Consider the following 12,528-nt stretch of genomic DNA (forward strand, 5'->3'; position numbering starts at 1 on the left):
GCCATTAGATGAATATGCTTGATAAGTTTCATTAAAATTGGTATCATAATTATTAAGAAATATTATAATAGGGGAGGTAAGTAAATTGAAGAAGAGTATTAGTATTTGGTCATTTGCGGAAGGTATGAAAATTGTTGATTGTATGAAAATGGCGAAAGACGCTGGTTTTGAAGGTATTGAACTTGCATTGAATGAAACTGGTGAAATGGGATTGGAAAGCAGCGAAGAAGAAATATTGGGGTATAAGAAGGCAGCAGAAGAAATAGGAATTGAACTAAGTAGCCTTGCAACAGGCCTATATTGGTCTTATTCCTTAACAAGTAATAATAAGGAGATAAGGGAAAAGGCAAAAAATATTGTTAAAAAACAGTTAGATACAGCTGTATTATTGGGTGTCGACACTATATTAGTTGTACCTGGAGCTGTAGGTGTTGATTTCATACCTGGTTGTGAAGTTATAGAATATGATGTAGTTTATAATCGGGCACTGGAAGCAATTAAGGAACTTGCTCCCTATGCCGAATCAAAAAAAGTTTACATAGGAATAGAGAATGTCTGGAATAAGTTTCTCTTATCACCTCTTGAAATGCGTGACTTTATTGATAAAATAGACTCTAACTATGTGGGCGTTTATTTTGATGTAGGTAATGTAATTTATTCAGGTTATCCCGAGCACTGGATAAAAATACTCGGCAAAAGGATAAAAAAAGTGCATTTTAAGGACTACAGAAGGGATGTAGGAAGTCTGGCAGGATTTGTAGACTTGTTGTCAGGCGATGTTAATTATCCGGCAGTTGTTGAAGAGCTTAAAAAGGTAGGATACAACAGCTTCGTTACTGCAGAAATGATTCCTCCTTATAAAAATTATCCTGAACAAATAATATATAATACTTCATTGGCAATGGACAAAATTCTTGGGAGAACACGTTAGTTTTTTGTATATTTGTTGATTTAACTATTGAAATAGCTTTTAAAGTATATTATAATGAATATGGTAATTTACTTCCATAATCTTATCCAATAATATAGCTTTAAGAAAAATGAATAAGGAAAGAGTTTAATAGGGGGGTGATGTTTGTTATGGAAAAATACAACCTTGACGAAAAAGGCGGACTCTCAAAGTTATTCAAGAAAAAACCATCAAAAGTTTTACTCAAGGATGACACTATTGAATTCAAGCATTTCAGCTCTTTTAACTCTGTCAAAATGCGCATTCTGGATGTTACCGATTCTACTGTTAAATTGGAAGCAATAGAAAAGAATCCGGAGTTAAATCTTTCTCCTGATGAAAATGTTGTAATGACTTACTTCAGTGATAAAGATTATTATGTAATTTCCGGACAGGTAGCATCCATAGAAAAGGATGACCCACTCGAGCTTACAGTCAATATACATAATGTTGATAAGACTAAAGACTTAAGGAAACAGAATAAAAGATATGTAAGCTTTCCAGGAACAATTAGCCTTGTAGGAGCATCTGATGAGAGTAAATCATCTGTTATTATTAAAGTAATTGGTTTAAGAGCAATAAAAGTAGACTGCAAGGATGAACTGCAAATAGGAAATAAAGTAAATGTTTTTGCAAATGTGGACAAAAAGAATAAGCTTTCATTTAAGGGAGAAATAGTAAGGAAAAATAAAATAGGAAATCTATTTGAGTATGGTATTGAAGTGAGGGAAATTACCGAATCCAATTCAAAGCTTATGCACCGTTGTGTAAGCGACCTGCTTGAAGAATAACTTTTATCAAAATGACGAACCCGTTTTTTAAGGCTAATTATTTTAGCCTTTTTTTATTTGTTATCCGGTAAGCTTTCATTGTTGAGTTCTCTATTGCTTGATTTTTCATAAAATGCTTTTTCATATTCCACCATTAACATACAACATCAACAATAAGAATATAAGCAAAAAAAGATAGTTATGGTTAAAAGCTGAAATATATGGTAGAATAACTATTGGCTGCATACGAAGATATTAAATATTTTAACATAGAAAGAGTGAGTGGAATGTATAGAGAAGTTTATTTGGATAATAGTGCCACTACAAGGCCATTTGATGAAGTAATAGAGTATATGAGCTTTATAAATAAAAATATATATGGTAATCCTTCATCCCTTCATACAAAAGGGCTTGAAGCAGAAAAGCTTTTAAAAAAAGCTAGAGAAACTATCGCAAGTTCTCTTAATGTAAGGAGTAGGGAAGTTTACTTTACTTCAGGAGGGACTGAATCAAATAACCTGGCTATAATGGGTTATTTAAAGGCAAATCCGAGAAAGGGGAAGCATCTTATCACAACAAAAATTGAACACCCCTCAGTATTGGAAGTTTTTAATTATCTTGAAGAAGAAGGTTATTCGGTAGACTACATTGATGTGGACGAAGAAGGAATTATTCTATTGGATATGCTGAGGGACAAGATTAGAGACAATACTTCATTAATAAGTATAATGTATGTAAATAACGAAACTGGGTCCATACAACCTATTGAAGAAATTGCCAGGTTAAGAAATAGAGGTAATAAAGATACAATCCTCCATGTTGATGCTGTACAAGCATACGGAAAATTTAGAATAGGGCCTGAAAAATTAGGAATTGATTTAATGAGCATTAGTTCACATAAAATTCATGGTCCAAAAGGTGTAGGTGCGCTTTATGTAGGGGAACACGTAAGAATGCAACCAATAATTCTGGGTGGAGGGCAGGAATTTCTAATGCGTTCCGGTACTGAAAATGTTCCGGGTATTTGTGGATTTGGACTTGCTGCTGAAATGATACATGCCAAACTTGATGAAAACTTGGAAAAAGTAAAAGGGTTAAGGAGAACGTTTATCGAAATGTTAAAGGAAAATATTGAAGGATTCAGTATTATATCTCCTGATAATTCTTCACCATATATTGTTAATGTATCTTTTGATAACCTGAAAGCAGAAGTACTTCTTCACCATCTTGAAGAAAAAGGAATATTTGTATCTACAGGTTCTGCGTGTTCTTCTCATAAGAGCAGATATAGCCATGTACTGCAAGCTATGGGTATAAAACCTTGTAATATAGAAGGGGCAATACGTTTTAGTTTTTCTGCAGAAAATGATAACAAAGACATTATTGATGCTATTGAAGCCCTAAGTGAGATAATACCGAAAATTAGACTAAAGAGTTTTAGAAAATGATATAAAAGGAAAACGATATAAAGGATTTAAATAAAGGATTTAAAAATAAAAGAAGATTAAAAAAAGGAGAACAGCTATATGAAAAAGGTAATATTAGTAAGATATGGAGAAATTATGTTAAAGGGTTTGAACAGGTCTTCTTTTGAAAATAAACTTATTAGTAATATAAAAAGAGCATTATATACATTGGGAAAAGCAAAAATAGAAAAATCCCAGGGAAGAATATATGTTGAACCTGAAGATGAAAAATTTGACGTAGAAAAGGCAATGGAAAAATTGTCCAGGGTGTTTGGTATTGTGTCTATAAGTCCGGCTTTGTGTGTAAATAATGATTTTGAAGAAATAAAAAAATGTGCTTTATATATAACAAAAGAAGCGTTGGCTAAAGGTATAGGGACAACATTTAAAGTTGAGACAAAAAGGGGAAATAAAAAGTTTCATATGGATTCACCGGAAATTAATAGAGAACTTGGGGGCTATCTTCTATCTGAGCTTCCATTATTGAGAGTGGATGTGAATAACCCGTCTTTTATTGTTAGTGTTGAAGTAAGGGAATTTACATATGTATATACAGAACTTATCACCGGGTATGGAGGATTGCCGGTTGGAACTAACGGAAAGGCTATGTTACTGCTTTCAGGAGGAATTGACAGCCCAGTTGCAGGCTGGATGATGACAAAAAGGGGAGTTGAGATTGATGCAGTACACTTCTACAGTTATCCTTATACCAGTGAACGTTCCAAGGAAAAAGTTATTGAATTGGCAAAAATATTATCTTTATACTGTTATGATATAAATCTACATATTGTGCCTTTTACCCATGTACAATTGGAAATTGCGGAAAAATGTCCCCATGACCAGATGACAATAATTATGCGGAGAATAATGATGATGATATCTGAAAAGCTGGCAGAATCAACAGGATCACTGGCATTGATCACAGGAGAGAGCATGGGTCAGGTTGCAAGTCAGACAATACAAAGCCTAGCAGTCACAAATGCAGCAGTAAGTATGCCTGTTTTCAGACCGCTAATTGGCATGGATAAGAACGAAGTTATAGATATTGCACGAAAAATTAAGACATATAATACTTCCATACTGCCGTATGAAGATTGCTGTACGGTATTTGTAGCAAAACACCCTGAAACAAAACCAAGACTTGAAAAAATATTATTGTCGGAATCAAAATTGGACATAGACAAATTAATAAAAGAAGCCCTGGAGGGTATAGAAACCATTAAAATCAGAATTTAAAATGGAAGTACAACAGTATTTTAAAATATTGACATAATTAAAGAATTAGAGGAAAATAGTTATAGGTTGGAGGACTGTTAAATATGGAAATCGGGAAAGTACCGAACAGCATTTTGAAAGAAATTGTACTAGGTAAAATAAAACATAAACGTAAGGAAGTAATATTAAGGCCAAGAATTGGAGAAGATTGTTGTGCAGTAGATTTTGGAGATTATGTTTGCGTCCTTTCAAGCGATCCTATTACAGGGGCTGTAAATGAAATAGGAAGGCTTGCCGTCCATGTATCCTGCAACGATGTAGCTGCATGTGGGGTGGAGCCTCTCGGCCTTTTGGTGACAATATTGGCACCTCCCGGTGCTTCTGAAAGGGATTTGGAGACTATAATGTCCCAGCTTTCCAAAACAGCCGATTTACTAAATGTGGATATTATAGGGGGACATACAGAAATAACAGCATCTGTAACACGATTTGTTATAGTTACAACCGCCATAGGCAAAGTGCTGAAAGATAAACTGGTAATATCATCAGGCGCTAAGGCAGGGGATAGTATTATCTTAACAAAAACTGCCGGAATGGAAGGTACAGCAATAATAGCTCATGATAAAGAGGAAGAACTTGTAGAAAAGCTTGGCAGGGAATTTGTAGATAGGGCAAAGGCTTTTATAAACAGTATCAGTGTTGTAAACGAAGGAATTATAGCGGGAAAGTTTGGGGTAAATGCCATGCATGACGTAACTGAAGGAGGGGTACTTGGAGCTATTTGGGAGGTTGCAGAAGCATCAGAAAAAGGATTGGTTATTTACAAGGATAAAATACCTATTGCCTATGAAACAGAAGAAATATGCAGACTTTATTCCCTAGATCCTCTACGGCTAATCTCAAGTGGCTGTATGATTATTACATGTAATGATGGCAAGAGACTGGTTAAAGAGTTGGAGACCAATGGAATTAAAGCAACAATAATAGGCGAGGTAACAGAAGGGCGAGAAAGGATTTTGTACGAGGATAATAAGATGACAGTAATAGACCAGCCTGGACCTGATGAACTATTTAAGGTTGTTGGTGCTCATATGTGAGTAAATATATAAATATATATTTAAATTTAATCTTTAATCTGATGTGTTTAGTTAGGAGGTACCAAAAATAATGATAAATCTAAAAGAAATCAGTAAAGTTGACCCTGAAATTGCATCGGCAATAGAAAAAGAAATTAACAGGCAAAGAAACAAAATAGAATTAATAGCTTCTGAAAATTTCGTCAGTCCAGCTGTATTAGAAGCCCTTGGCAGTCACTTAACCAATAAATATGCTGAAGGCTATCCCGGAAGACGTTATTATGGCGGATGCGAGTATGTTGATATAGTGGAAAATCTGGCCATAGAAAGAGCAAAAGAGCTCTTTGGAGCAGAACATGCAAATGTCCAGCCTCACTCGGGAGCACAGGCAAATATGGCAGCGTTTTTTGCAGTATTGGACCCTGGGGATACCATTCTTGGTATGGACCTTGCCCATGGGGGACACTTAAGCCATGGAATGTCAAAAAATATTTCCGGGAAGTATTATAAAGCAGTTTCATACGGCGTGAGAAGAGATAATTACCGCATAGATTATGAAGAAGTACGCCGTATAGCAAAGGAAAAAAACCCGAAACTCATAATAGCCGGTGCAAGTGCATATCCCAGAGAAATTGATTTTAAATATTTTAGAGAAATAGCTGATGAAACGGGTGCTTATCTTATGGTAGATATGGCACATATTGCAGGTCTTATAGCAGCAGGTGTCCACCAAAGCCCTGTACCTTATGCACACATTGTTACGTCAACAACCCATAAGACATTACGTGGACCAAGGGGCGGCCTGATCCTATGTAAAGGTGAAATATCAAAAAAGATTGATAGTGCTGTATTTCCGGGCACGCAAGGCGGACCATTAATGCATGTAATAGCGGCAAAGGCTGTAAGCTTTAGGGAAGCTCTTTCGGATGAATTTAAAGAATACCAGAAACAAGTAGTAAAAAATGCGAAAGTCCTTGCGGAAAGCCTTATGGAAAAAGGATTTAAATTGATATCAGACGGCACGGATAACCATTTAATATTAGTAGATTTAACAAATAAAGGTATCACAGGTAATGTCGCCCAACTAATGCTGGATGAAGTAGGTATTACCGTCAATAAAAATGGAATTCCTTTCGATACACAAAGTCCTTTTGTAACTAGTGGGATAAGAATCGGCACTCCTGCTGTTACTACCCGCGGTATGAGGGAAGAGGATATGGTAGAGATTGCTAACTTAATACATCTAACACTAACTGATTTCAATAACTCAAAAGACAAGGTTATTAAATGCGTAAAGAATATATGTGATAGATTCCCCTTGTATGTATGATGAAACAGGTGATGTACTGGGTATGTTTGATAAAAGGGAACCGTTGGCTTACAGAATGTGTCCCCGTACAATTGAAGAATTTGTAGGGCAAGAAGACATAATTGGGAAAGGTAAACTCCTTTATAGGATGATTAAGGCCGACAGGATAAGGTCCATTATCCTCTATGGCCCACCTGGTACCGGAAAGACTTCGCTTGCTAAAGTTATTGCTTCTACAACAAAAACAAATTTTGAAAAACTAAACGCAGTAACTGCCGGAGTAGCAGATATAAAAAAGATAGTTGCTGATACTCAAAATCAGTTCCTAAACCCTAAGGGTAAAACTGTGTTATTTATCGATGAAATACACCGCTTTAATAAGGCACAGCAAGATGCCCTTTTGCCTTATGTGGAAAATGGCACCATAATACTTATAGGTGCAACAACAGAAAATCCCTTTTTTGAAGTTAATAAGGCCCTCATATCCCGGTCTTCCGTATTTATGCTAAAACCATTGGAAAAGGACCATATAAGGAAAATTATATTAAATGCATTGGAGGATAAAGAAAGAGGATTAGGCAATTATGATATGCAAGTTGAAGAAGATACAATAGAGTTTCTTGCCGATGTTTCCAATGGAGACGCAAGGATTGCGTTAAATGCCCTTGAATTGGCTGTTATAACTTCAGATATAGGGAAGGATGGGAAAATACATATTGACCTTGATACGGTTAAAGAATGCGTGCCTAAAAGACCTATTGCATTTGATAAGTCCGGCGACAGTCATTATGATAATATTAGCGCGTTTATTAAATCTATGAGGGGAAGTGACCCTGATGCAGCAGTTTTTTATCTTGCAAGAGCTTTATACGGCGGTGAAGACCCTGAATTTCTTGCAAGAAGGATTATTATTGCAGCTTCAGAGGATGTAGGAATGGCAAACCCTACGGCACTCCAGATAGCTGTAGCTGCTGCAGAAGCTGTAAGAATGATAGGTATGCCTGAAGCAAAAATTATCCTGTCCCATGCAGCAATAATGGTAGCGACAAGCCCTAAATCTAACTCAGCATATGTTGCAATTTCCAAAGCAATGAATGATGTTGAGAATAAAAGGACCGGTGAAGTACCCATGCATCTTAGAAATCCTGTAACACAAGGAATGAAAGAGTTAGGTTATGGGGAAGGTTATAAATATGCTCATGATTACCCGGGGAATATTGTGGACCAGCAATATTTACCTGATGAAATGAAAGGGACAGTATATTATGAGCCGTCGTCCAATGGTTTTGAAGCAAGAATAAGGGAATGGCTTGATAAACGCAGAAAAAAATAGTATGAGAGGTTGTTGTGTTAATGAAGAAACGGATCTTTGCCTGGATAATGCTAGCAGGCTTTATTCTTCTTTTGTTGAATATATTTGTAATAGGTTATCAAAGAAGTATAAGCATTGCTGTTTACCTTATTATTGCTTTTTATTTTATTATAAGCATGAACAGTAGAGACAAGATTTAATGTTTTTTAAAAATTTAAATTTAAAGTTTAAAAAATGAAGATTTTACTCTATTTATCCGGATTTTATAAATTATGTTAGTATATAATATAATATGGGTAAAATTAATATAAAATTAAATATGAAAAGCGTGATAAGCGTCGCATTGCGTTTTAAGACTTCCTACATATAAATTACACCATATAAATTTAAATTACACAAGGAGATGTACAATATGACTGAAACGAATATATATTTTGACCATGCGGCTACTACTTGGGTAAAGCCTGAAGTATTAGAAACGATGATGCCTTATTTTAAAGATAAATATGGTAACGCATCCTCGGTCTATGCAATAGGAAGAGAAAGTAAAAAAGCTATCGAAGAAGCGAGGGATAAAGTTGCGTTGGTGTTGGGAGCCCAACCTAAAGAGATATTTTTTACCGGTTCAGGGACTGAAGCCGATAACTGGGCAATTAAAGGAGTAGCATATGCCAACAGGGATAAGGGTAAACATATAATAACAAGTAATATAGAACACCACGCGGTGCTTCATACTTGCAAATACTTGGAAAAGGAAGGCTTTGAGGTAACATACCTTCCTGTCGACAAAGATGGTTTGCTGGACGCAGAGCAGGTAAGAGAGGCTATTAGACCTGATACAATCTTAGTTTCAGTAATGTTTGCAAACAATGAAATAGGAACAATCCAGCCAATTGCCGAAATAGGGAAGATTACAAAAGAAAAAGGTGTCTTTTTTCATACTGATGCGGTACAAGCTGTCGGAAATATAAAGATTAATGTCGACGATATTAACGTTGACCTTTTATCTATTTCTGCCCATAAATTTTATGGACCTAAAGGAGTAGGGGCTCTTTATATACGAAGAGGGACGAAAATAACATCATTTATTCATGGAGGAGCCCAGGAAAGAGGTAGAAGGGCAAGTACAGAAAACGTTCCCGGAATAGTAGGACTAGGAAAAGCAATAGAAATAGCAGACTTAAATATCGAGAGTTACAATAAAAAACTGTTGGAATTAAGGGAAAGGACTATTAATGAAGTATTAAACAAAATTCCATATGTCCGTCTTAATGGTCACAGGCAAAAAAGGCTGCCTGGAAACGTAAACTTTTCATTTGAGTTTATTGAGGGAGAATCGCTTTTGCTAATGCTTGACATGAAAGGCATTGCTGCATCAAGTGGCTCGGCATGTACATCCGGGTCACTTGATCCCTCTCATGTTTTAATGGCAATAGGTCTGCCTCACGAGATTGCTCATGGTTCATTAAGGTTAACTTTTGGAGAGGAAAATACTCACGAGGATATAGATTTCCTTATGGAGGTCCTGCCGGGTATAGTAAGTAAACTTAGAGAAATGTCGCCTTTATATGAAGCAGTTGTTTCTAAAGAAAGAATTGAAAGAGGGAATAAGAATGTATAGTGAAAAAGTTATAGACCATTTTATGAATCCGAGGAATGTGGGAGAAATTAAGGATGCAGATGGAGTAGGTCAAGTTGGTAATGCTAAATGTGGAGATATTATGAAAATGTACCTTAAAATAGAAAATGATATTATTGTTGACGCAAAGTTCAAAACCTTTGGGTGTGGTGCGGCTGTTGCCACAAGCAGTATGGCTACCGAATTAGTTATCGGCAAAACAGTGGATGAGGCTTTAAAAATTACTAACAAAGTTGTAGCAGAGGCATTAAATGGGTTGCCTCCTCAAAAAATGCATTGTTCCAACCTGGCTGAAGAAGCAATTAGGGCAGCTATAGAAGATTATAAGATAAAAAAGGGCATATTGAATGATACAACTATGAAGCAAGCCTGCAGCAGGAGATGTGATGATGTTCAGGCTGAAATGAATGACCATGATGAATGACCATGATTGAATTAAGAATTAAGCTAAGAATTAAGCAAGGTCAAGTAAAATAAGGTTGAAGTGGTGGCATGGAGGTATAATGGAGGTATAATGTCAGAAAAGAAAAAAGTTATAATTGGTATGAGTGGCGGTGTAGACAGTTCAGTTGCAGCCGCCATACTTTTGGAAAAAGGTTATGATGTAATTGGTGTTACGATGCAAATTTGGCCAGATAGAGAAAAGGACGACATGAAAGGTGACACCGGCTGTTGTTCTTTATCTGCCGTAGAGGATGCAAGAAAGGTGGCAGATAAGCTATCTATTCCTTATTATGTAATGAATTTTAAGAACGTATTTAAAGAAAAGGTTATTGACTATTTTGTAAATGAGTACTTAGAAGGTCGGACACCAAATCCATGTATAGTATGTAATAGACATATCAAGTTTGAGGTATTGCTAAACAAAGCGTTGTCTATGGGTATTGACTACATTGCTACCGGCCATTATGCCAGGGTCGAGTATGATGAAGATATTGATAGATATTTATTAAAAAAGGCTGTAAATCCGGAAAAAGACCAATCTTATGTCTTATATAAGCTTACCCAGGAGCAGTTGAGCAGGATTTTATTACCAATAGGAGAATATACCAAGGATGAGGTAAGGAAGATAGCTGAAAAGTATAAATTACCCGTAGCAAAAAAACCTGACAGCCAGGAAATATGTTTCATCAATGATAACGATTACGGGAAGTTTATATGTGATTATACGGACTCAAAGATATTGCCGGGTTATTTTGTTGATACAGAAGGAAATATACTAGGAAAACATAAGGGAATAATCCATTATACGGTAGGACAAAGAAGAGGTCTTGGAATTGCCCTTGGAAAGCCAATGTATGTAGTTGAAATAGATACTAAAAACAACCGTGTTGTTCTGGGAGACATAAATGATGTTTTGTCCAGAACTCTTATAGCAGATGACTTAAACTTTATTTCTATTCCCGGCATTGATAGAGAAATTCGGGTGAATGCAAAAATAAGATACACTGCAAAAGAAGCTCCTGCTACAATATATCCCCTGGAGAGAGATAAAGTAAAGGTAGAATTTGACTCTCCCCAAAGGGCAATTACCCCCGGCCAGTCGGTAGTATTTTATGATGAGGAAGTGGTGGTAGGGGGAGGAGTGATTATTTCTTCAGACAAAAATTATTTTTAATTAATTTCTCTGTATTTTCCTTATCATAAATGTAATACCAGGGAGAAGAATCCATTGAATAACCGGGCAGAGTATAGGTATTTACTTTATCTATACTAAAGTCTTTAATATTAAAACTGCTCACTAATTTTAGCACTTCACTTAATGAAATATTAGTCTTCAGGTTTTCAAATATAGCATCAATTATACTATTGAGTTTTGAGATGTACGTAATTTTTGCTTTTTGCTTTATAAGTTCTTTAATAAAGTTCTGTTGTGCCTCAATTCTTTTTAAATCTGAACCATCGTAATATTGCATTAACTCTTTAGAATAGTATCCATTAGGATGTCTAAACCTTAAATATTGTTCTGCTTTATTACCGTCTAAAAGCTGCCTGCCCTTTTTAAGGTGTATATGAAGGTCTTGGAGAGGGTCATCATAATCCAAGTCAACAGGTATATCAATCCAAACCCCGCCTAAAAGGTCAATCACATTGCGGAAAGTTTCAAGGTTAAAATACACGTAATATTGTATATCAATACCAAGCATATCGCTTAGAAGTTTCATAAGTAAATTGTCTCCACCTCTATTGGCATATATTGAATTAATTTTCACAATTTTATTGTTTTCAAGAGTAACTTTTGTATCTCTAGGTATGGATAGTATATTCGTCCGACTTGTTGAAGGGTCATAATTGACTACCATCATTGTATCAGTATTGGCTTCAGATTTATCTCCCACAAGCACGATAACATTAATTGGATCTTTTGCCATTACAAAGTGCCTCATTGCCTCTTCCAGGAACCCATTAGGATTGCTATTGTCTGACATAGCCTCTTCAGCCGAATATGTCTTTAAATAATTAAGTATTATCACACCTGTGGAAAATAAAAATATTAATAATATAGATGTTAAAGCAAAATAAAATTTTCTCAGATTCATAAACATCTTACTCCTATAAACATTTTATTTCTTATATTCTTATATATGTGCTATATATGTTAATAATAATATTATATATATTATAAATGAGAGCAGGCCTATAGTAAATAACATATACATTATTTCAGAGCTGAAGCATGAAAATTTTATTCTTATCCATTAATAGTGGCTGCGTTAGTAATTTTATCCAATTATATAATAATATTACATAAATTTAACCATACGTTTAAGTCATCGGATAACACTATAACC

The 12,528-nt window shown here is 35.4% G+C and carries 12 protein-coding genes; 11 read left to right on the plus strand and 1 reads right to left on the minus strand.

All coding sequences use genetic code 11. The annotated features are described in order from the left end of the window. Window positions 1-85 precede the first annotated feature (85 nt). The 11 genes from HPY74_16440 to mnmA all read left to right on the plus strand — a co-directional run bounded on the left by HPY74_16440 (window position 86) and on the right by mnmA (window position 11,354). Window positions 86-931 carry a sugar phosphate isomerase/epimerase gene (locus HPY74_16440; protein ID NSW92232.1) on the plus strand — a complete coding sequence of 282 codons (846 nt, stop codon included), beginning with the start codon at window positions 86-88 and terminating at the stop codon, window positions 929-931. 149 nt (window positions 932-1,080) lie between these two features. After that, complete coding sequence (locus tag HPY74_16445; protein NSW92233.1) at window positions 1,081-1,740, plus strand: PilZ domain-containing protein; 660 nt, start codon at window positions 1,081-1,083, stop codon at window positions 1,738-1,740. 266 nt (window positions 1,741-2,006) lie between these two features. Continuing rightward, complete coding sequence (locus HPY74_16450) at window positions 2,007-3,167, plus strand: cysteine desulfurase (GenBank protein ID NSW92234.1); 1,161 nt, start codon at window positions 2,007-2,009, stop codon at window positions 3,165-3,167. Between the two features lie 78 nt (window positions 3,168-3,245). After that, a complete protein-coding gene (thiI, locus tag HPY74_16455) occupies window positions 3,246-4,421 on the plus strand; it encodes a tRNA 4-thiouridine(8) synthase ThiI (protein NSW92235.1) in 1,176 nt (391 codons plus the stop codon). Between the two features lie 83 nt (window positions 4,422-4,504). Then, window positions 4,505-5,497, plus strand: coding sequence for an AIR synthase (locus HPY74_16460; GenBank protein NSW92236.1), 993 nt, complete (start codon window positions 4,505-4,507; stop codon window positions 5,495-5,497). A 70-nt stretch (window positions 5,498-5,567) separates the two neighbouring features. Then, window positions 5,568-6,806, plus strand: a complete 1,239-nt coding sequence (locus HPY74_16465; protein NSW92237.1) for a serine hydroxymethyltransferase — start codon at window positions 5,568-5,570, stop codon at window positions 6,804-6,806. A 22-nt stretch (window positions 6,807-6,828) separates the two neighbouring features. After that, window positions 6,829-8,118: a replication-associated recombination protein A gene (locus HPY74_16470; protein NSW92238.1), complete on the plus strand. Its 1,290-nt coding sequence runs from the start codon at window positions 6,829-6,831 to the stop codon at window positions 8,116-8,118. 20 nt (window positions 8,119-8,138) lie between these two features. Then, complete coding sequence (locus tag HPY74_16475) at window positions 8,139-8,297, plus strand: hypothetical protein (protein ID NSW92239.1); 159 nt, start codon at window positions 8,139-8,141, stop codon at window positions 8,295-8,297. A gap of 212 nt (window positions 8,298-8,509) precedes the next feature. Beyond that, on the plus strand, window positions 8,510-9,718 hold the full coding sequence (gene nifS / locus HPY74_16480) for a cysteine desulfurase NifS (GenBank protein ID NSW92240.1): 1,209 nt from the start codon (window positions 8,510-8,512) through the stop codon (window positions 9,716-9,718). Then, window positions 9,711-10,160 (plus strand): Fe-S cluster assembly scaffold protein NifU, encoded by a 450-nt coding sequence (nifU, locus tag HPY74_16485; GenBank protein ID NSW92241.1) that lies wholly within the window; start codon window positions 9,711-9,713, stop codon window positions 10,158-10,160. Before nifS ends, nifU begins: the two co-directional genes overlap by 8 nt. A 90-nt stretch (window positions 10,161-10,250) precedes the next feature. Then, window positions 10,251-11,354 (plus strand): tRNA 2-thiouridine(34) synthase MnmA, encoded by a 1,104-nt coding sequence (mnmA, locus tag HPY74_16490; GenBank protein NSW92242.1) that lies wholly within the window; start codon window positions 10,251-10,253, stop codon window positions 11,352-11,354. Here the strand turns inward: mnmA and HPY74_16495 are convergent. Further along, a complete protein-coding gene (locus tag HPY74_16495) occupies window positions 11,326-12,276 on the minus strand; it encodes an LCP family protein (GenBank protein ID NSW92243.1) in 951 nt (316 codons plus the stop codon). The two genes, mnmA and HPY74_16495, sit on opposite strands and share 29 nt — an antisense overlap. Window positions 12,277-12,528: the final 252 nt, after the last annotated feature.

The organism is Bacillota bacterium (genome assembly GCA_013314855.1).
In the GTDB taxonomy this organism is placed as follows: Bacteria; Bacillota; Clostridia; order Acetivibrionales; family DUMC01; genus Ch48.